The 21,891-nt window shown below is 51.6% G+C and carries 16 protein-coding genes; 3 read left to right on the top strand and 13 right to left on the bottom strand.

What is annotated here, in order from left to right:
• The first annotated feature begins 11 nt into the window (after nt 1-11).
• On the top strand, nt 12-1,985 hold the full coding sequence (locus F0P93_RS13380) for a M1 family metallopeptidase (protein WP_150876915.1): 1,974 nt from the start codon (nt 12-14) through the stop codon (nt 1,983-1,985).
• A 102-nt stretch (nt 1,986-2,087) separates the two neighbouring features.
• On the opposite strand, the gene F0P93_RS13375 is transcribed toward F0P93_RS13380, so the two are convergent.
• The 6 genes from F0P93_RS13375 to F0P93_RS13350 all read right to left on the bottom strand — a co-directional run bounded on the left by F0P93_RS13375 (nt 2,088) and on the right by F0P93_RS13350 (nt 9,924).
• Nucleotides 2,088-3,032, bottom strand: coding sequence for a 3-oxoacyl-ACP synthase III family protein (locus F0P93_RS13375; RefSeq protein ID WP_138994440.1), 945 nt, complete (start codon nt 3,030-3,032; stop codon nt 2,088-2,090).
• A gap of 327 nt (nt 3,033-3,359) precedes the next feature.
• Nucleotides 3,360-3,863, bottom strand: coding sequence for a Uma2 family endonuclease (locus tag F0P93_RS13370; protein WP_225309478.1), 504 nt, complete (start codon nt 3,861-3,863; stop codon nt 3,360-3,362).
• A gap of 51 nt (nt 3,864-3,914) precedes the next feature.
• Entirely contained in the window at nt 3,915-7,289 is a 3,375-nt protein-coding gene (gene secA / locus F0P93_RS13365; protein ID WP_150876914.1) for a preprotein translocase subunit SecA, read from the bottom strand.
• Nucleotides 7,290-7,550: 261 nt separating this feature from the next.
• Nucleotides 7,551-7,886, bottom strand: coding sequence for a hypothetical protein (locus F0P93_RS13360; RefSeq protein ID WP_150876913.1), 336 nt, complete (start codon nt 7,884-7,886; stop codon nt 7,551-7,553).
• A 95-nt stretch (nt 7,887-7,981) separates the two neighbouring features.
• Nucleotides 7,982-9,454 (bottom strand): IMP dehydrogenase, encoded by a 1,473-nt coding sequence (gene guaB, locus F0P93_RS13355; RefSeq protein WP_150876912.1) that lies wholly within the window; start codon nt 9,452-9,454, stop codon nt 7,982-7,984.
• A 59-nt stretch (nt 9,455-9,513) separates the two neighbouring features.
• Nucleotides 9,514-9,924, bottom strand: a complete 411-nt coding sequence (locus F0P93_RS13350) for a DUF2141 domain-containing protein (protein WP_150876911.1) — start codon at nt 9,922-9,924, stop codon at nt 9,514-9,516.
• 233 nt (nt 9,925-10,157) lie between these two features.
• Here F0P93_RS13350 and F0P93_RS13345 point away from each other — a divergent pair, with 233 nt between their 5' ends.
• Nucleotides 10,158-10,766: a Crp/Fnr family transcriptional regulator gene (locus tag F0P93_RS13345; protein WP_150876910.1), complete on the top strand. Its 609-nt coding sequence runs from the start codon at nt 10,158-10,160 to the stop codon at nt 10,764-10,766.
• Between the two features lie 432 nt (nt 10,767-11,198).
• Here the strand turns inward: F0P93_RS13345 and F0P93_RS13340 are convergent, their stop codons facing one another.
• From F0P93_RS13340 to F0P93_RS13310, 7 genes are all read right to left on the bottom strand, one after another.
• The gene (locus tag F0P93_RS13340) at nt 11,199-14,276 is read right to left on the bottom strand and encodes an efflux RND transporter permease subunit (RefSeq protein ID WP_150876909.1); all 3,078 of its coding nucleotides are present in this window, start codon (nt 14,274-14,276) and stop codon (nt 11,199-11,201) included.
• A 111-nt stretch (nt 14,277-14,387) separates the two neighbouring features.
• Nucleotides 14,388-15,449 carry an efflux RND transporter periplasmic adaptor subunit gene (locus F0P93_RS13335; protein WP_150876908.1) on the bottom strand — a complete coding sequence of 354 codons (1,062 nt, stop codon included), beginning with the start codon at nt 15,447-15,449 and terminating at the stop codon, nt 14,388-14,390.
• A 69-nt stretch (nt 15,450-15,518) separates the two neighbouring features.
• Nucleotides 15,519-16,904 (bottom strand): TolC family protein, encoded by a 1,386-nt coding sequence (locus tag F0P93_RS13330; RefSeq protein ID WP_150876907.1) that lies wholly within the window; start codon nt 16,902-16,904, stop codon nt 15,519-15,521.
• A 42-nt stretch (nt 16,905-16,946) separates the two neighbouring features.
• Nucleotides 16,947-17,567 carry a TetR/AcrR family transcriptional regulator gene (locus tag F0P93_RS13325; protein ID WP_150876906.1) on the bottom strand — a complete coding sequence of 207 codons (621 nt, stop codon included), beginning with the start codon at nt 17,565-17,567 and terminating at the stop codon, nt 16,947-16,949.
• A gap of 139 nt (nt 17,568-17,706) precedes the next feature.
• Entirely contained in the window at nt 17,707-18,753 is a 1,047-nt protein-coding gene (locus F0P93_RS13320; protein WP_150876905.1) for an adenylate/guanylate cyclase domain-containing protein, read from the bottom strand.
• Nucleotides 18,750-19,124: a response regulator gene (locus F0P93_RS13315; protein WP_150876904.1), complete on the bottom strand. Its 375-nt coding sequence runs from the start codon at nt 19,122-19,124 to the stop codon at nt 18,750-18,752. Before F0P93_RS13315 ends, F0P93_RS13320 begins: the two co-directional genes overlap by 4 nt.
• Before the next feature lie 61 nt (nt 19,125-19,185).
• Nucleotides 19,186-20,538, bottom strand: coding sequence for a sensor histidine kinase (locus F0P93_RS13310; RefSeq protein ID WP_150876903.1), 1,353 nt, complete (start codon nt 20,536-20,538; stop codon nt 19,186-19,188).
• Between the two features lie 290 nt (nt 20,539-20,828).
• Here F0P93_RS13310 and F0P93_RS13305 point away from each other — a divergent pair, with 290 nt between their 5' ends.
• On the top strand, nt 20,829-21,854 hold the full coding sequence (locus tag F0P93_RS13305) for an aldo/keto reductase (protein ID WP_150876902.1): 1,026 nt from the start codon (nt 20,829-20,831) through the stop codon (nt 21,852-21,854).
• The last annotated feature ends 37 nt before the right edge of the window (nt 21,855-21,891 follow it).

Below are 21,891 nucleotides of genomic sequence, written 5' to 3'. Positions count from 1 at the left end.
ACATCAACTTCATGAATAAACTCCTTTTTTTTATTGGTATCCTGGTTTCGGTCGCAGAAGTCCGGGCGCAGTCGAAAACAAGTTCAAGTTACGACGCCCACGAACTCTTTCATCCGCTATTCAACATGCAGCCCGGAAACGATTACCGGGCAGGAAGTGGGGCTCCCGGTCCGCGCTACTGGCAAAACCGGGCCGATTACAAAATCAACGTTCGTCTGGACGACGAGAAAAACGTCCTGAGTGGGGACGTCGAAATCACCTACAAAAACAACAGCCCCGAAGCGCTGCCGTTCCTCTGGCTTCAGCTCGATCAGAACGCATTCTCCGACTCTTCCCGGGCCGCCAAAACGACGCCCTTGCGCGGTGGTCGCTACGGAAATGCGGGGTTTTCCGGCGGGTATGCCATTCAGTCTGTCACAATCGATCAGGGAAAAACCAAAACCGTGGATTACCTGATTACCGACACGCGGATGCAGGTGCGGCTGGCCGAACCGCTGAAACCCGGTGGTGATGTGGTGAAAATCAAAATTGAGTACTCTTTCAAAATTCCGGCCTATGGTTCCGACCGCATGGGCACCCAGCCGACCCGCAATGGGTTGATTTACGAAATGGCGCAGTGGTATCCGCGGATGTGCGTGTATGACGACATTGAAGGCTGGAATGTGCTACCCTACCTCGGAGCGGGAGAATTCTACCTGGAGTATGGCGATTACGAATACGCCATCGACGTGCCGTGGAATCACATCGTGGTGGGTTCCGGCGAGTTGCTGAACGCGCAGGAAGTGCTGACGTCCGATCAGCAGCGACGGCTGGCGCAGGCCCGGAACAGTGATAAAACCGTCTTGCTGCGTGCAAAAGACGAGGTGACTAATCCGCAAAGCCGACCGAAGCAAACGGGTCGTCTGACGTGGCGGTTCCGCTGCCAGAACGCCCGGGATGTAGCCTGGGCAACCTCAAAGGCGTTTGTGTGGGATGCCGCCCGGATCAATCTGCCGAGTGGGAAAAAAGCCCTGGCCATGTCGGTTTACCCCGCCGAAAGCGCCACCGACGATTCCTGGAACCGTTCGACGGAATACGTCAAAGGCTGTATCGAATTTTATTCGGATTACCTCTTCGAGTACTCGTATCCGGTGGCCACCAACGTCGCCGGAATCGTGGGCGGAATGGAATACCCCGGTATTGTTTTCTGCGACCGGCGCGACCGGAAAGATGCCCTCTGGGGTGTTACCGACCACGAATTCGGGCACAACTGGTTTCCGATGATCGTGGGCAACAACGAGCGGAAGTTTGCCTGGATGGACGAAGGGTTCGATACCTTCATCAACATGCTTTCCACTGAGAAATTCAACAAGGGGGAATACAACCGCCCGAAAGGAACGATGCACGACATTGCGCCGGCTTTGTTCAACATCGACGAGCCGATTATGACCACGCCCGATGTACTGCAACCGATGAGTCTGGGCATTATGGGGTATTATAAACCGGGAATGGGCCTGAAACTGCTGCGCGATGTGGTGCTGGGGCCGAAGCGTTTCGATTATGCTTTTAAAACCTACGTACACCGCTGGGCCTTCAAGCACCCGACACCCTATGATTTTTTCCGAACCATGGAGGATGCGTCCGGCGAAGATTTGGGCTGGTTCTGGCGCGGGTATTTTTACGAAAACTGGAAGCTGGACCAGTCGGTGAAAGACGTCCGGTATGTGGAGCAGGACCCGCAGAAAGGCTCGGTGATCACCATCGAAAACCTGGAAAAATGGGCTATGCCGGTTATTATTGAAGTAGAAGAAGTGGGCGGAAAGAAAACACGGGTCAATCTGCCGGTCGAAATCTGGCAGCGCGGTGGTACCTGGAGTTTCAAACAACCGACTACGACGCCCATTCGCTCGGTGACCATTGACCCCGATGAGCAACTGCCGGATATTAATCCACGGAACAATACCTGGAAAAACACCTCGGCTCCCTCGTCTTCAACGGCGAATTGAGAGATGGAATGATGAATTATAAATGATGAACGATGAATGGAAAATTAGATGTTAGCCTCTTTTCCATTCATCGTTCATCATTTATAATTCATCATTGCTGTATTACACTTCCACCAGCATGGCGCCGAACGAGTAGCCTCCTCCGAAGACGGTCAGCACAATGTTCTGCCCTTTCTTGAAAAGAGCCCGGTTTTCGGACAAGGCGATGGCGCAACCCGCACAGCCGGTATTCCCCAGCTTCTGAATGTTGGAAAGCAGCTTTGTTTCGGGGAGTTTCAGGGTATTGATGACGTTCAGGCTGATGCGAAGATTGGCCTGGTGTGGAATCAGGTAATCCACATCGTCAATGGTCAGGTTGTGTTTCTCCAGCACCTGTAAACTGACTTTGGGCATATAGAGACATGCATTGATGAAGACGTCACGACCGTGGGGCATCAGGACGCCCTGTTCGAGCGGTTTCAGCATCACGCCGGTCGTTGCTTTGCCGCTGGTGGCTGCTCCGCCCGTAATGATGGTGTGGATTGTCATATCCTCGTCGCTGATTCGTTCTTTCGAGATCAGCAAAGCGGCTGCACCATCGCCCCACAAATGCCCCGATACGGTATCCGTTTCGTTGTTGTAAGCCGTATTGTGTTCCGAAACCACCACCACGGCCAGCGTCGCTTTATTCATTGCAAAATAACCCTCAACAACCTCAACGGCGTTGATCAGCGAGGAGCAGGCCGTCGATACCGAAATAACCGGAATATCGGGAACTCCCAGATTGTGCTGGACAACATGAGCCAGGGTGACGATGGTATCGTATGGCGTATAGGTCGCACCTACAATGAGGTCTATTTGAGAAGGGTCAATCGCCGTTTGGTCGAACAGCCGCCGGACGGCTTCGAGGGCCATCGTGTTTGTATTCTCGTCGGGTGCCGCTTTGCGACGCTCCCGAATTCCGGTACGTTCGGTAATCCACTCGCTCGATAATCCATTGAGCCGGGTAAAGTGTTCGTTGCCAACTACTTCGCTGGGAAAGTAATGACTAACTGCATGAATATACATCATACGAAAGTAAAGAAGGGAATCAACTTTAGTGATTCCACACCGAAAATTAAGTATTTCCGGGAAAGCGTAGTATTGAAAATTGGAACAATACTACAAAATCTTTCTTTCTTTATTGTTTTTGTAAAAGATTTTAAAAATTTATTGTAACTACACGAATTTGGGCCTGAAATGGGGCGTCCTGCGGTAATTTCAACTCAGCAACCCAACGGTTTGTTCGTAAATGTCCCGCAGCGAAAGGGTCCAATCAAGCGTTTGAATGGTCAGAAAGTCGTCTACCGCGCCGGTTTCCTTCCGCAGCGTCCAGAAGCCGTTTTCCGGTTTATACTAGGCTTCTACCCGAATCTGTTCGGAGTCGACCAGAATGTATTCCTGAAAAGTCGGGATGTTGCGGTACAGCATGAATTTCCCGCCCCGGTCGTAGTCCTTCGTGCTTTCCGACAAAACTTCAACGAGGATGGTAGGATTCAAGAGCGTATCAAAGGTAGAATCCAGCAGTTCCGGTTCGCCACAAACAATGACCAGATCAGGATATGTATACAGCGAATTTGAAGGAATATGAAGCCGCATGTCAGATGAAAAACTCTGACAGCGTTTTCCTTTCAAATAGGAACCTATTCCAATCGACAGATTTTCCTTAATCCGATTGTGATTGCGGGATGCACCTGCCATCGCGACTATCTCACCTTTGAAATATTCGCTCTTGTATGCGGCTTTGCGCTCAAGTTCAAGATAGTTTTCCGGTGTGCAATACGGTTTTGGCTGGGCTAACATGGTTTTCAGATTTACGGTATTCAGTTTCCAGTTTACGGTTTTCAGTGGCTGACGCACGTTTATGAATGCGTCAGCCACTGAAAACCGTAAACTGAAAACCGTAAACGTTTACTCAATCAAAACCGCCCGGCCGCTTTGCACGTCGTTTTCGACCACCTTGTATTTGACATCCCGCTTGATGGTGCCGTCCATGTACTGAACGCTCACTTTCTCGTTGCGGTTGGCAATTTTGACGGCCCGAACCGGCGCCTGTTTCTCCGCCGTCGCCATCTTGCGGGCGTATTCCTCGGGGCCGCCCGCTACGGGTTCTTCGTGCTCTTCCTTGTTGGTGTGCAGTTCCGGCTGCGGTTCCGGACGCGGATTTTTGGGCGCCTGCCGCACTTCCTGCTGCACCTCTTCGGCTTCCTGACCCGGAATGTCAGTTTTCGTCAGGAAACTGATTGTGTCGAAATTGACTTTGCTCAAAAACCGCTTGAACAACTCGACCGACTCAAATTTATAGACCAGCAACGGGTCTTTCTGTTCAAAAACCGCGTTCTGTACCGACTGCTTCAGGTCGTCCATTTCGCGCAGGTGTTCTTTCCATTCCTGATCGATGATGGACAGCGAAACCGCTTTTTCCATTTCCGTGATCAGCTCGCGACCTTCCGTTTCAACGGTTCGGCGGAGGTTGTTGACCACCGTCAGTTCGCGCAGACCGTCGGAGAAAGGCACCACAATGTCCTGAATGGTGGCACCCCGCTCGGCCAGAATGGATTGTAGAACCGGCTGTGCTTTCTGCCGAATGGCGTTGTTTTTTTCGTGGTAGTGCTTGTCGGCTTCTTCGTATAGCTTCTGTGCCAGGTCCTTCGGTTTCAGCCGGATGAACTCTTCGCGGCTCATGCTGATCTCAAAACCGAGTGCCGTCAGTGTTTGCAGGGCCAGTTCGTCGTAGTTGCCTTCGGTGTTGTTGGCCAGATCTTCGCAGACGTCATACATCGTGTTGGCAATGTCCAGCGCCAGCCGGTCGCCAAACAGGGCGTTCCGACGGCGTTTGTAGATGGCCTCACGTTGGTAGTTCATCACGTCATCGTATTCCAGCAACCGCTTCCGAATCCCGAAGTTATTTTCTTCAACTTTCTTCTGCGCCCGTTCGATGGACTTCGTAATCATCGAGTGTTGAATCACTTCGCCTTCTTCCAGACCCATCCGGTCCATCACCTTGGCAATCCGGTCGGAGCCGAAAAGCCGCATCAGGCTGTCTTCCAGCGACACAAAGAACTGCGTGGTTCCGGGATCGCCCTGACGACCCGACCGACCGCGCAACTGACGGTCGACGCGCCGGGATTCGTGCCGTTCCGTACCGACGATGGCCAAACCGCCTGCTGCGCGAGACTCCGGCGTCAGCTTGATGTCCGTACCCCGACCGGCCATGTTGGTAGCAATCGTTACGGTACCCGGTTTTCCGGCTTCGGCCACGATTTCGGCTTCCCGCTGGTGTTGCTTGGCGTTCAGAACCTGGTGTGCAATTTTGCGCAGCGACAGCATCCGGCTTAATAACTCCGAGTTTTCAACCGAGGTCGTTCCGACCAGCACCGGGCGGCCTTTTTCAACGAGCGTGACGATCTCATCGACCACCGCGTTGTATTTTTCCCGAACCGAACGGTAGACTTTATCTTCTTCATCTTTCCGAACGATGTTCCGGTTCGTCGGAATCACGACCACGTCCAGTTTGTAGATCGTCCAGAATTCCGACGCTTCGGTTTCGGCCGTACCGGTCATCCCGGCCAGCTTGTGATACATCCGGAAGTAATTCTGGAGCGTAACCGTCGCGTAGGTCTGGGTAGCGTCTTCTACTTTCACGCCTTCCTTGGCTTCAACGGCCTGGTGTAAACCGTCTGACCACCGGCGTCCTTCCATGATCCGGCCCGTCTGCTCATCGACAATCTTGATTTTGCCATCCATGATGACGTAATCGACGTTGATTTCAAACAGACTGTATGCTTTCAGCAACTGGTTGACGGTATTGATCCGCTGGGTTTTGACCGAATAATCGCGAATCAGGGCTTCTTTGTGGAGAATTTTTTCCTTCTCGTCCAGTTCCGTGCTTTTCTCGATGTTGTTAATATCGATCGATAAGTCGGGCAGGATGAAGAAGTTCGGATCTTCGCCGGAACCGGTGATGTAATCGATGCCTTTTTCTGTCAGGTCGATGCTATTGTGCCGTTCGTCGATCGTGAAATACAACGGTTTATCCGCTTCGGGCATCAATTTCTGGTTTTCAGCCAGGTAAATTGACTCGGTTTTCTGCAAAACCGCCTTGATACCAGTTTCGCTGAGGTATTTGATCAGCGGTTTGTATTTGGGCAGACCCCGGTGGGCGCGGAAGAGGGCCAGACCGCCTTCTTTTTCGTCGCCGGCGGCAATTTTCTTCTTCGCTTCGTTCAAAAAGTCCTGTACCAGTTTCCGCTGCACCTCGGCCACGCGGGACACACGCGGTTTGAGTTCGGCAAAATCCTGTTCGTCACCGCGCGGCACCGGGCCGGAAATAATCAACGGCGTCCGGGCGTCATCGATCAACACCGAATCGACCTCATCGACCATCGCGTAATGGTGTTTGCGCTGAACCAGCTCGTCAGTACCGCGTGCCATGTTGTCGCGCAGGTAATCGAAGCCAAATTCGTTGTTGGTACCGTACGTAATATCAGCCAGATAGGCTTGTTTCCGCGAAAAAGAATTGGGTTGGTGTTTATCGATGCAATCGACGCGCATGCCGTGGAATTCGAACAGGGGCGCCATCCACTCGGAGTCACGTTTGGCCAGGTAATCGTTAACCGTTACGATGTGTACTCCGCGTCCGGCGAGGGCGTTTAGATAAGCCGGGAAGGTAGCGACCAGCGTTTTTCCTTCCCCGGTGGCCATTTCCGAAATTTTCCCCTGGTGCAAAACCGTCCCCCCGATGATCTGCACATCGTAGTGAACCATGTCCCACTTCACGAGCGTTCCGGCCGCATCCCAGCTATTGGCCCAGTAGGCTTTGTCGCCCTGAATGGTGATGTGTTTTTTGCGGGTGGCAAATTCACGGTCGAACTCCGTGGCCGTTACTTCCAGTTGTTCGTTTTCTTTCAGCCGTTTGGCGGTCTCTTTCACGACCGCAAATGCCTGGGGGAGAATATCGAGCAGCACCACTTCCAGTTCCTTGTTCCGGTCGGTTTCCAGCTTGTCGACCTGATTGAAGATGCGTTGTTTCGCATCGACGTCCAGGTCGGGCTGATCCGTGACCTGCTGGTGAAGATCGGCCAGCTGGGTATCGATAGGCTGCAACCGCTGTGCGATGATCTGCTTCAGCTCAGTGGTCACATTCCGGAGTTCGTCGTTGGATAAAGACTGTAATTTCTGAAACTCGGCATTTACCTTGTCGACATACGGGAGCAGGTCGCGCATGTCCCGATCCGACTTGGTACCGAAGAGTTTCGTAATGCTCTTGGTTATGAGGTTAATCATTCTAAATGTCTATTAAACGAATGTTTCAATACGATATGCAAAATTAGGGGTTTGCGCCATAGAATAGTAACAATTTCTGAATCAGTTTCATTGCGATGAACCGGGAGTTTTCGGAAAAGCGACTCTATTAGCGTATAAAGTAGCTTAACGGCACCATAGGCGGTTTTTTGCCCGGAACGAAAGCCGATGCGTCATTTACTAATTTAGGGTCAGATTATCCTTTGTATTCACCCAACAGGGGACTCGCAACCCGGATCAGCACTAGTTTTTGCGCGTGGGTTCAGCCGGTTTTTCGTCAATCCCCATGGTTGTCAACACCGGGTTCAGCGTTTGGGGGACGATGCGGATGCGGAATACTTTGGCTCCGGCCACGTCGAAATCACACTGATAACTACCGCGTTGCTTCAGGCTGCGGTAAACGGCGGTATAATTCACCTTGATCGGCCAGCCATTCAGGGCTAATTGACCAATGATGGTTTCAACGGCTTTTTTAAGATTGGAGAAGAAAACGATGAAAGGTTCGCGCTGGCGGAGCGCATTGAGGGAGCCAATATACAGAATCGTGACTTCGTAGATCGTCTGGGATTGTTTTCTCATAACGGGCGAACCCGGTTTTTATTGTCTGCCTTGAAAAACTGCGGGGTAATGTGTCAAAAAAAGCCCCTACAGACCTGGATCTGTAGAGGCAATGCTTACCGGGATGAGTAATTGGGTGCTTCTTTCTGAATCTGAATGTCGTGCGGGTGGCTTTCGCGAACCCCGGCCGACGTGATTTTGACGAACTTGGCATCCTGCAGGGTTTCGATGTCTTTCGCTCCGCAGTAGCCCATACCGGCTTTCAAACCACCCACCAGTTGGTAGATAATCTCGGCTACCCGGCCTTTGATGGGAACCCGCCCCACGATGCCTTCCGGCACGAGTTTCTTAATGTCGTCTTCCGCATCCTGAAAATACCGGTCTTTCGAACCTTCTTCCATGGCTTCGACAGAACCCATGCCACGGTAGGTTTTAAACCGGCGACCTTCGTACAGCACCACTTCGCCCGGAGCCTCTTCGGTGCCGGCCAGCAGCGAACCCACCATGACGGTGTAGGCACCACCCGCGATGGCTTTCGTAATATCACCCGAGAAGCGAATACCGCCGTCGGCAATCACCGGAACGCCGGTGCCTTTCAACGCTTTCGCCGATTCGTAAACCGCCGTCAACTGCGGCATCCCGATGCCCGCAATGATCCGGGTCGTGCAGATACTGCCCGGCCCAACGCCCACTTTAACGGCATCGGCACCGGCATCGGCCAGCGCTTTGGCACCCGCGCCCGTGGCCACGTTGCCCGCAATCACTTCCAGTTTCGGAAACCGTTCTTTGATGCCCCGGACGGCGTCGATAACGCCCTGGGAATGGCCGTGCGCCGTATCGACACTGATGACATCGACACCGGCTTTCACCAGGGCCTCGATGCGCTTGATCAGATCGTGCGTGACGCCTACGGCTGCTCCCACACGCAACCGGCCCAGTTCGTCTTTGCAGGCGTTGGGGTGGCTTTTCTTTTTCAGAATATCCTTGTAGGTAATCAGGCCGACGAGGTGGTTCTGATCGTTGATGATCGGCAGTTTTTCGATCTTATACTGTTGCAGAATGCTTTCGGCTTCTTCGAGGGTAATTCCTTCCCGGGCGGTGATTAGATTCGTGCGGGTCATGATATCCGTGACCGGCTTCGACAGCTCCGTTTGAAAACGCAGATCGCGGTTGGTCAGGATACCGACGAGTTTATTGGCCGCATCGACGACGGGAATGCCACCGATTTTGAATTCACGCATAATTTGGTGGGCATCGGCGAGCGTGGCCCCTTCCATGAGCGTGATCGGGTCGATAATCATGCCACTTTCCGAGCGTTTTACTTTCCGAACCTGCTCCGCCTGCAGCTCGATGCTCATGTTTTTGTGAATGATCCCGATACCGCCTTCCTGCGCCATCGCAATGGCGAGGTCCGATTCCGTAACGGTGTCCATGGCCGCCGAAATGAGCGGAATGTTCAGCCGGATGTTGCGGGTAAGTTGGGTAGTTGTCTGTGTATCGCGGGGGAGAACCTCCGAAAAAGCAGGCAAAAGAAGAACGTCGTCGTAAGTAAGCGCTTCGTAGAGGAATTTCGAGGAGTCTAAGCTCATAGCAAATAAACACGATAGGTTATTTGCCGGGTAAAGTTACTAAAAAAAATCTTCCGAACTCAGATTAATTTTATTGAAATCTTTTTTTCCGACTCCTCGACACGTACCCGGCAGTCGTCAAATGCGGGTCCTGACAGGGTGGGGCGGAAATTGTTGCTAAACCCATACGGCTCTTTCGGGATGCCAAACATCTTTTTATCCAACTGGCCATTGCCGTTTACATCGTGGAAAAGGGCGACGGCATAGTCGCCGGGTTTCACGCTAAACGTGATGCGGGCGGTGTTTCCGGTTACGTCAACCTGATGACTGACAATGGGTTTGCAGCCAGTCGGGAAGTTGGCGCAGGGTTTGTAAAGGCCGACCCGGATTTGGCCGGTATGGTGTCTGATATTTTGAACATCCACAACCAAGGTCTTTTCCGTCGAAAAGGAATGAAAGGCCAGGAGCCGGAGCGCAAAAAAGAGGAGCATGCAGACGGGAATTTGATTTTTTAATAAACGCAAATTGTAGACCCTTGTTTTGTGTCCTGCGGAAAAAGAGGAGAGAATTGTTACCGTTTAATTTTAGATGAATCGTTATATGACCGAATACTCAATAATTGTAGAATATGAGCTAATTTTTCTTATGAAACGTGTGACTTCATTCCCGTACTCACGTCTACTTCTGCAACGAGTGACTTTTTTTACAATTACTCTCTGGCTCCATGAAGGAAGAACTGTACGACCGATTTATTGCGTCTTTACTGGAAGCCTGCCCGATAAATGAAGAAGTAATCCGGTTCATTCGGCAATACCTTCTGGTGAAAAATTTCCCGAAAGGCACTCATCTTCTATCGATCGGGAGAACGGCCGATAAGCTATTTTACATTGGAAAAGGACTCGCTCGGAGTTATTACTACTTGGATGGAAAAGAAGTGACATCCGGCGTTGCGGCTGAAGGCGATATGGTGTTATCGATTCCGAGTTTTTTAAACCAAATTCCATCCTCAGAAACGATCGAATTACTGGAAGATTCGGAACTTGTTTTTTTGTCGTATCCAGATTTACAGCGGTTGTATTATAAATACCCGGTTACGAACGTGATCGGAAGACTAATTTGTGAAAGGTATCTGGTTATTTTTGACGAACGAATCCGTTCCCTGAGAATGCTCAACGCCGAAGAACGCTATTATCAGTTCTGTGAGCAGTACCCAACGATCTGCGCCAGAATGCCTTTGAAGCATATTGCTTCCTATCTGGGTCTGTCCCGGTTTACCCTGAGCAGGGTGAGGGGACAGAAAATAAAGACCGGATTGTTGACTAAAGAGTGCTAGGAAAAAATAACTTTTTTTTGGCAAAAAAATTGCTTTTTAGCAACTATTAATCAATAGTTGAACCGTATATTTGCTCCGCTTGGATTAAATAAAATATGACAGCCTCATTTTTTTTAATCAAGGTGTTTAAAGTAATAACTACAACGATCATAAAGACTATTGCCGCTGGTGATAGTCTTTATTTTTTAATGTACTCTGAGCAAAAGTAAAATACTTATGACAAAGATTAACAAATCTTTAGGTAGTTGCAATAGGGCCGCAAAAATAATTTCATATTTTTTATACTACCCTTTTGAATTGAGCCAAATAAAAAATGTTTCCTGTTAAACTAGTAGATACGTAAAGAGCAAAAATAGTAAACATTACGTTACCATTTTTGCTCTTTACAGTTGGTATTAAATCGAAATGTTACTGCCTTTTTTGATTGGTTAATCACTGAATTAATTCTGGCTCTTCTGCAGCTTTAGTTACTTTTAACTCGACGCGGGGCGGCAGCAATTTATACAATACCGGTGTCACAATCCGCGAGAGGAGGGTTGAGCTGATTAACCCGCCAATTAGCACCAATGCCAGGGGCGAATAAAGCGGATTTCCCTCGATGGCCAGCGGAATCAAGCCGCCAATGGCCGTGAGTGAAGTCAGCACAATCGGCACAAAACGAATTTCACCCGCCTGCTCGATGGCTTCGATGAGAGGCATTCCCTGCTCCCGGAGTTGATTGGTGAAATCGACCAGCAGAATGGAGTTTTTGACCTCGATACCGATCAGCGCAATCAGACCGATGACGGCCACAAACGAGAAGGGATTGCCCGACAGCAGCAGGGCCGCAATGGCCCCAATGATGCCCAGCGGAATCACCGACAGTACAATCAGCGTGCTTTTGAAGGTGCCAAATTCCAGGATCAACACCGCCAGAAAACCGAAGACGGTGATCAGAATGATGGTGCCCAAACCGCCGAATGATTTTTCCCGGCTTTCCAGTTCGCCGGCGGCCTTGTAGCGAAAATCGCTCGGAAACTTCAGCGCGTCGAGCTTTTTAATGACTTCATTGTAGACATTATCGACCAGATAACCGCTCTTGACGAAACCGGTCACCGTGACGTAACGGTCCTTGTCGTAGTGCCGGATCTGGTTGGTCGAGGTCTCGAACTGCAGGTTGGCAATCTGGCGCAGTGGGACCGAGCCACCCGCTAGCGTATTGACATAAAGATTATTGAGTACCCGCAAATCCGCCACCTTTCCTTTGGGCAACGTGACGTTAATCAGGAAATCGTCTCCCGCTTCGTCCTTGAACACGCCCACGTTCAAGCCCGCAATGGCCAGCCGGATGGTGCGGTTGATGTCGGCCACGGACATGCCCAGCATCCCGGCTTTTTCCTTGTTGATTTTGACGCGCAGGTCGGTTTTGCGGGTTGCCAGCGGATTGTTGATGTAAATTAAACCGGGTGTGGTTTTCAGGACTTTCTCCACATCGGCGGCCACGGTTCGGAGCGTATCCAGATTTTCGCCAAACACCCGGATGGCCACCGGCGCTTCCTGGTCGGGGCCCTGCTCAAAGTCCTTGACCTCAATTTTGGCGTTGGCATAAAACTTGAATTTCTCCCGCAGCTTGTCAATCAACTGGCGTTTTTGAGCCGGTGGCATGTCGTGCAATTGAACAAAAAACTGCGAGAAATTGGTAGCCTCGTTCCGCTGAATGATGTTGTAGTAAATCCGCGGATTGCCCTTGCCAACGTTGGTCGTGAAATACTTGACGTCCGGTTCGTTTCCCAACTGGCTTTCGACGTAGCGGGCCACGCGGTTGGTTTCCTGCAAACTGGTGCCTTCGGGCGTTTCGATATTAATCAGAAATTGCGGTTTTTCGGACGCCGGAAACAGCGCGAAACCAACTTTCGGAACCAGCGATACAGCCCCACCAAAAATCACCAGTGCCCCCAGCAGCGTAATGACCGGATGGCGCAAAGCCGTGTGCAACAGGCGGCTGTAGGATCCGCTGATGAGTTTTTTCAAGGCCCGCATGAAAATATTGCCTTCCGGATTGTGCTCTTCCTTCAAAATCCGGCTGGAGAGAAACGGGACAATGGTCAGCGAAACCAGCAGCGATGCCAGAATGGTGGTAACCACGGCGGTGGGTAACGAACGGATGAAATCGCCGGATGCTTCGGGCAAAAACATGAGTGGCAGAAAGGCCAGAATCAACGTAACCGTACAGCCAATGACGGCCAGCGTAATCTGTTTGGTTGCCTTGATCGCGGCTTCCCGCCGGGAAAAACCGTCGCGCAAATACCGCTCGATGTTCTCGACCACCACAATCGAATCATCGACCAGAATGCCCAGCGCGACGATCAATCCGACAATGCTTAACTGGTTGATGCTGAAACCGAACATGTTCAGCAGCGAAAGGCCGATCGACAACGAAAGCGGAATTGAAATCATGACGACGATGGCCGCCCGGATGCCGAGCGGCAGCAGCGTCAGGGCAACCAGCAAAATGGCGATGCCGAAATCTTTGGCAAACCGGCTCAGCCGGGCGTTGACGCTGGCGGCCTGGTCGAAGTTTTTGACGAGCTTGATGTGGGGCGGCAGGGTTTTCGCAAAATCCTCGATGACCGGGTTCAATTGTTCCCCCACTTTCGCGATGTTTTCGCCGAGCTTCTGACCGGCCGTGACCAAAACCGCCCGGTGTCCGTTCAGGCGGGTGATGTGGGTTTCATCTTCGTAATTGAAATCCACGTCGGCAATGTCGCGGAGGTAAATGATTTTTTGCCCGTTGGTCGAAACCACGGTATTTTTGATTTCGTCCAGCGACTGGTAATCCCCGCTGGTTTTGACGTTGAATTTCCGCGTACCGGCCTGAATGCTGCCGCCCGGAATGTTCAGGTTTTCGGCCTGCAACGCGCCAATCAGCCGATTGACCGCAATGCCTTCCTGCGCCATCCGCTCGATGTTCAGCGAAATGCGAACGGTGCTGGCCGGGTAGCCCCAGTCTTCGACACCTTTCAGACTTTTGACTTTTTCCAGCCGTTCTTTCAGCGCGTCGGCATAGTCGCCCAGCTCTTTGTTGGAAGCCACTTCCGACTGCAAAGCCACCTGAACGATGCTGACGTCGGTTGGTGAAAATTTGCGGATTTCGATGTTGAAAATGTCCGTTGGCAGTTGCGCCCGGAGTGCATTGACTTCGCGCACCATCTCCTGGTATTTTTCGTCCGGATCGACGCTGTAGTCGTATTCCACCCGCAAAACCGCCAGACCGTCGTCGATGGTGGTGATGACGTGGCTGATGTCGTCCAGGGAATTGAAACGCGCTTCGGCCGGATCGACCACCAGTTCCTCCATATCCTGCGCGTCGGTGCCGGGATACACAATCACCACGGCAAAGGAGGGAGCCGTAAATTCGGGGTCTTCGCCCCGGGGCATGTTAAACAGCGAGTTGACGCCCAGCGCCACCACGGCGATGAACAGCACCAGCATGAACTGCCAGTTTTTGACGGAAAATTCGGATAAGTTCATAGTGGAAGTGTTTTCTCTGATCACCTCCGATGATCTCTGATAAACTCTGTGTAATGGCTTTTTAGTTGTTTCGCAGAGTTAAGCAGAGGAAATCAGAGTTTATCAGAGGAGTTATTTGAGAACGACAGTTGACGTTTCTGTCAGATAGGCTGAACCGGCCGTTACCACATTTGATATTCCCGATAAGCCGTTTGTTAGCAGGACTTTGTCGTTGTCGATGAAGCCGATCTGCACCGGTATTTTGCGGACACGCTTCTGGTCCTCAGTCAACACAAAAACGAAACCGTCTTTGCCATTTCCTTCCACGATGGCTTCAATCGGAACCAGCGCGTAACTGCGGCTCTGGGCGGGTTGCAGGCTCACTTTGGCGAATAAACCGGGTGCAAATTTCACCGCGCCGGGGTTGATGCGGATCTCCACGTCGTAGAGCTTGTTCTGAGGATCGGCGGCTTGGGCCAGCTCACTCACGGTACCCACAAACGTCTGGTCTGGATAGGCTTCCAGCGTGATGGTGGCGCGATTGCCCACTTTCAGCCGCGCCCAGTCCTTGTCGGCCACGCCCACCCGCACGATCCAGTCGTTTTTCCGGGTCGACGAAATCATGAAGACCGCCCCACCCGCCGACGCAAATTCGCCTTCGTTCATCAGTTTCCGCGTCACCGTACCATCCACCGTCGACCGGATTTGGGCATAGTTCTGGTTGAACTGCGCGATGGTCAGGTTCTGTTTGGCAACTTCGTGGCCCGTCGTGGCATTCTGCAACTGTTCGAGGGTAGCGGCTGTGTCGGCATACAAGGCTTTGACGCGGTTGAGGTCGCGTTCGGCTTTTTCGTTCGAAAACTGCGCCTGGCTCACCTGGGCGTTGATTTCCGTCATATTGAGCGTCGCCAGCAGTTGCCCTTTCCGGACGGCCTGGCCTTCGTCGACGTACGTTTTTTGAATAATACCGCCAATTTTGAACGACAGTTTGGCTTCTTCCGACGACGACACCAGCCCCGATGCCACCACCGGTTCGGAGCGAACCACCGATTCAACTTTGGTTAATTTGACCGGTATGGCCATATCGTCGGTTTGTTCCGTCGGTTTTTTTTCCTGGCTTTCTTCGGCTTTGGTGCCGCAGGCCCACAGCCCGCCCGCCAGGAGTACGATTAGAAAATACTGGATGACTTTCATTGGAATACGTAAGTTTATAATCGGTGCAGTTAATCGTGTAGGGAGATGAATCAGAATGGAAAGCGGGAACTATTGAATGGCTGTTACCCGATCCAGGGCGGCCCGCTTCGTCAGAACGTCATAGCGCGTCAGAACCTGCTGAATCTGAGCCGTTAGCCGGTCGTTCTGGAACCGCAGGTATTCCACCAGCAGCGCCTGGCCGTTGCGGTATTTGCTGTCGACAAGCCGGAAGGTTTGCTCGGCATTGGCAAGTCCGGTTTGGGTGGCATTCAGGCTTTCGCTGGCCGCATCCAGTTCATAATACGCCTGCAAGACCTGCAACTGAATCTGTTTTTCAACTTCGGTCAGCTTCGTTTGCACGAGTTCGGTCTGGATTTTGGCCTGTTGCACCTTCGAGCGTTTTTCGTAGCCTTTGAACAAATCCCAGGACAGGCCCACCTGTCCAACCACATACGCCTGGTTGCTGAAGGTGTAGCCAAATCCCTGAAAACCAGCATTCCCGCCAACGTAAACATTGGGTAATTTGAGGGAAGCTTCGTTCATTTTAATGGCATTTTGCGACGCCCGGAGCGAGCCACCGAGTTGCTTCAATTCCTGGCGGCTTTGCAGGGCGGTTTGCTGCAACTCACCCAGCGCAGGAGGAGCCGGAGGCAGCGTTTGGGTCAGCAGCGAATCGACCTGGATGTCGGCGGTCAGATCGCGGTTGAGCAGAAAATTGAAATAGGCTTTGGCACTCTGGCGATTTTTGTCGGCAATGGCCAGTTGCTGATCGATCTTGCTGATTTCGTAGCGGGTTGAGGTCACGACGTCCTTGGTGGCCACATTGTTGGCGACCAGCTTTTCGTTCAGCCGTCCCAGTTCGCGCAACACCGCGCGGTTGTTGTCGTAGATCCGGAATGCGTCGAGCGTCTGTAAATACTGGTAGTACGCCGTGGCGATGGTATAGCGCAATTCGTTCTCGACCACGCGCTTGCGGGCTTCCTGAGCGGAAAGTAAATCTTTTTGAATCAGGTAATTATATTGAATGTCGGTATTGAAAACCGCGTACTGAACGCTGAGTTTGGTGTCGTGGAAATTGTTGGGAGCCAGCAATTCGTTGACGTTCGGAATGTTGGTGGGAAAGCGGTCGGAACCGGCGAGTTGATTGAGCGTGGCATACACCGGATTGAGCAAATCGCCGACTGGAAACTGCAACCGCCGACCGCCAGCCGCCAGCGAATACGTCGGGTTAAACGTCAGTCGGGGATAAAACAGGGCTTTTGCCTGGTTGATCGATTCTGTCACCCGGCTGATTTCCAGAGATTCCTGTTTCAGCGCGAGGTTGCTTTGTAAACCTTCCTGAATATAAGCGTTCAGAATAACCGAAGGGGCGTCGGCGGATTGAGCAGGACTTGCCAGTGGGCTAAGTGTTAAACTGAGAATCAGCAAGTAGCTGATTTGTAGCTTTGTAACCATGCAGTATAAAATTAACACTGTTCACTATGTTGATAAAATTTTTTACAGCCCTTTGTGAATGGTTTCGATGAAGAGTGTGAAAGCATCTTCCATCAATTGTTTCCGGCGGCTTTCCTCAAACATTTCCAGTCGTTTTCGCAGAAAAAGTGCGGTATTGCCATGCACTGCACTCCAGATCATCAGGGCGGCCACTTCGGCATCCTGGTACTTAAATACACCAGCGTCGATACAATCCTGCACGCAGGTTATCAGTAGTTGGAAGGCCGTTCGTCCTTCGTCCCATTTATCATCATCCCGACAAGCCAGCGAATCCATTGGTGCCGTCATGATAAACATCAGGTCGAACAACTCCGGATTCTCGAAGGCAAATCGAAAATACCGACGCCCCATTTCCACCAAGCGATCAAAAGGATCAGCCAGGTTGAGTGCTGGCTGGAACTCTTCGACCATTTTTTGAAAACCGATGTTGTGGATGGCGTACAGCAACTCGTTTTTATCTTTAAAATACAGGTAAATCGTCGCCGGACTGTATTCAATGGCATCGGCAATGTTCCGGATGCTTACTTTTTCGAAACCAGTCTCCAAAAACAGCTTTTGGGCTGCTTCCAGAATCAGTTTCCGCATTTCCTCTTTCTCGCGCTCTTTTCGCTCAACAATTCCCATATCTGTTAATTAACGTTACAAATGTACTGAACACTGTTTAGTAAACAAGGGGTGTTTAATTGAAGGGGTAAAAAAAGGGGATGAATGGTTAGAATTCGGGCGCCAACCGGATAAAAATCGACGTGAATACAGCGCGTATTTATTCGATCACCGCATAAACCGCCACCGGATTTGCTTTATTTTTCAGCAAAACTTCACCCAGCGGTTCACAACGGAAGGAGTTTTTGACCAACTGGTAGGCGGCATCACTGATGATGATCTGCCCTTCCTGGGCATACGACTGCAGGCGCTGGGCCGTATTGACCACATCGCCGATGACCGTGTAATCGAGCCGACGGAGGGTTGCCGAGCCGATGTTGCCGGAAATCACTTCACCGGTATTGATGCCGATGGCCACTTTGGGCGTGTAAATGGGTTCGTCGGGCAGCGTGGCTTCCATCGACTCAATGTGGTTCCGAACGGCCAGAGCGGCTTCGATGGCCCGGTCGAGGTGGTAGTCGCCCCGGAAAACGGCCATGATCGCATCGCCCATGAATTTATCGACAAAACCGCCCTGGGCGATGATTTCTTTCACCATCACGTCGAAATACAGGTTGATCAGCTTCACGACGGTATCGGCACTTTCGCGCTCCGTGATGGCCGTAAACCCGCAGATGTCGATAAAAACCGCCGTCGCCTGAACCGTTTCATTCACCATCAGTGACGATTCGAACTCCCGGCGATCCATGAAATTGAGCACCGACTCATCGACGTACATCCGCAGAATATTGTTTTCCTTGATGGCCTTCAGCGTATCCCGGAGTTGTGCCACGTGCCGGATGGTTTTCTGCATCGTAACGTCCAGGTCTTCAAAATTGACCGGTTTGCAGATAAAATCGAAGGCTCCCCGGTTCATGGCTGTCCGGATGTTGGCCATGTCGCTATACGCCGAAACGATCACGGTTTTGGTCAGCGGGCTGACCTCGCCGAGTTTTTCCAGCAGCGTCAGACCATCCATTTCGGGCATGTTGATATCACTCAGCACAACATCGATGTCGGGATGTTGCTGGAGTTTAACCAGCGCATCGACGCCATTGAAAGCAAAAACAAACTCATATTGCAGTTCGCGGATTTGTCGGCGAAACTTTTGCCGGATCAGCAGTTCCAGATCGGTTTCGTCATCCACGACCAGAATTTTAGACTTCATAGGGCGCTTTTGAGTTTTTCTTTCAGGTTGGTAAAGTCAAGCGGTTTGGTCAGAAACGCGTCGGCTCCGAGTTGCATCGCCTGGTCGTAGCTTTCGCTATCACCATACGCCGTGATCATCATCACAACGGGCGGAGGGGCCGGGTAAGAGGTTTTAATCAGGCGCAACAGTTCCAGACCGCTCATGCCGGGCATGTTGATGTCCGACAGAATCAGTACATATTCAGAAGGGTGTTCGTTCAGATAAGCGAGGGCTTTCTCGCCCGAATGGGCAAAAGCGAACAGGAGTTCGCCCGCGCGGATCTCGCGCCGAAAGCGTTGTTCAAAAAGTATTTGTACGTCCGTTTCGTCATCTACTACCAGTACTTTCATCTCAGGCGTATTTAGTAAAAAATAAAAAGGGTTCGTTCTCAAAGGTACGCAAACTCGGCCTTTATGTCGGTAACTGAATGATGAACTCCGTAAACTCACCTTCTTCGGTTTCGACGGTCAGCGCTCCACCGTGGCCTTTTGTAACGATGTCATAACTCAGCGACAGACCCAGACCGGTTCCCTGGCCCGTGGGTTTGGTTGTGAAAAATGGCTGGTAAATTTTGTTCAGGACGGTTTTCGGAATTCCGCAGCCATTGTCGCGCACCCGGATTTCAATTTGCTCGTCGGACAGGCGTTTCGTGCTGACCTGCACCGTGGGCTGATAGCCCGCCAGACCGGTTTTTCGTTTTTGTTCCGTGGCATAAAAAGCATTCGTAAATAGATTGAGCAGCACCCGGCCCATGTCCTGCGGCACCACAGAGACCTTGCTCAGGTGCTCGTCGAAATCCATGATCAAGGTGGCATTGAAGGACTTATCGCTGGCCCGCAAACCGTGGTACGCCAGCCGTAGGTATTCATCGGCCAGGTTGTTGAGGTCGGTGGGTTCCCGCTGGGGTGTGCTGGTGCGCGAATGTTGCAGCATGCCCTTCACAATCGAGTCGGCGCGTTTGCCGTGGTGCGTAATTTTTTGCAGGTTTTGCGTAAGATCGGTCAGCAGCTCTTCTTCCAGTTCAATGTCCCGGTCTTCCCGTCTGCGTTCTTCCTTCAACTCTTCGATCAACTCCACCGACACTTCCGAAAAGTTGTTGACGAAGTTGAGCGGATTCTGAATTTCGTGGGCGATACCGGCGGTTAGTTCCCCCAGCGAGGCCATTTTTTCGCGTTGAATCAGTTGATCCTGCGTGGCTTTCAGTTCGGTCAGCGTTTGTTCGAGTTCTTCTTTTTGGCGGGTCAATTCGGCCGTCCGTTCCGCCACAAGCTGTTCGAGCATGACGTTCTGACCGGCAATAATCCGACTTTGTTCTTCTTCCTGGAGTCGTTTCAGGCGTTCTTTTTCGAGGGCTTTCTGCTGCCGTTGCGTACTGACCCAGGTCGCAATCAGCCACACCAGCGTAAAGACTTCGGCGATCTCAACGACCGTACTGATGGATTCGTAAAAATCCGAATCGATCAACCTTGCGATGTCTTTGAAGAGCGAAACCAGGATGTAGGGGCCAACCGCCAGCCAGACGTTGCGAACCGGCCGGAACTCTTTCAGGAGATAAGCCGCCCCAACCATGCCGAGCAGCATAAGGTGCCAGAGCCATTTGGTAATGCTGGAATCAAGAAAGACATCGGCTGCCAATAAACCGGATGCCGCATACTGAACGATCACCAGGATTCTTTCCCACTCCGGAAACCGCACGGCTGTCTGGAGTGAGGTCCGGATGTATCGCACCATAAAAAAGACAATCAGAAAAGAAGCTATTTCCATAGAGATCGGGCAGCAGTGGGGCAAAGGGTGGTTTGGCTCCTCAAATTAAGCGTTCCGGTGTAGACTTACAATTTCTATTTGTAAGACAGCCGTTGTGGGCAGGAAACCGGGTGATGCAAATCGTGATATATTTGTCCCGGTTATTAAATTGACGGAATGGGAATCGTTATTTCGCGGAGTTAAGCGGAGAAAAATAAGAGGTACGCAGAGATTATTTATACACTCCGCTTAACTCCTTTTTCTCTGCTGATCTCCGCGAAATAACCTTTATTTTTAAATTCTTCATTGCTATGGAATACAGACAGTTAGGTGCGTCGGGGCTAAAGGTTCCGGTGTTGAGTTTTGGAACGGGCACGTTTGGGGGCGGCACGGATTTTTTTAAAGCCTGGGGCAGCACACAGGTCGATGAAGCGACCCGGATGGTCAATCGTTGTCTGGATGCCGGTCTGACATTGTTCGATACCGCCGACGTGTATTCAAAGGGCACGTCCGAAGAAATTCTCGGCAAGGCCCTGACCGGTTTACGCGATAAGGCCCTGATTTCGACCAAGGCAACCTTTAAAATGGGCGATGGGCCGAATGATTTTGGTTCGTCACGGTTTCACCTGGTCAAATCCTGTGAAGACAGCCTGCGCCGGTTAAAAACCGATCACATCGACATCTATTACATGCACGGTTTCGACGGCAACACGCCCGTAGAGGAAACGCTGAGTGCATTGAACCATCTGGTACAGAGCGGAAAAGTGCGCTACATCGGCTGTTCCAACTTCTCCGGCTGGCATTTGATGAAATCGCTGTCGGTTTCCGAACGCTACGGCTGGTCGAAATACGTGACACACCAGGCGTATTACTCGCTGCTGAGCCGCGAATTTGAGTGGGAATTGATGCCGCTTGCGCTGGATCAGAACGTTGGAACGGTGGTCTGGAGTCCGCTGGCGGCCGGACGATTGGGTGGCAAATACCGTCGGAGCAATCCGGCACCTGCCGACAGCCGGATTGCGCAGGGTGGGGGCGAAGGCCCGGTGATTCCGGAAGACTACTGGTTTACGATTGTCGATACGCTGGACGAACTGGCGGCCGAAACCGGCAAAACCGTCGCCCAGGTGGCCCTGAACTGGTTGCTGCAACGCCCAACCGTTTCGAGCATCGTAATCGGCGCCCGAACCGAAGAACAACTGACCCAGAATCTGGGTGCCATTGGCTGGAATCTGTCGAACGAGCAGGTGGCCCGGCTCGATGCTGCCAGCAACAAAGAGCCGATTTATCCGTATTGGCACCAGCGCAAAAACCCGGATCTGAATCCGCTGCCGGTTTAATAAAAGAACAGGCCGTATTCCCGGCGAGTGCCAGCAT

It is taken from the genome of Larkinella humicola (genome assembly GCF_008727875.1).
Lineage (GTDB): Bacteria > Bacteroidota > Bacteroidia > Cytophagales > Spirosomataceae > Larkinella > Larkinella humicola.
This window is presented reverse-complemented; position numbering and strand designations above follow the sequence as displayed.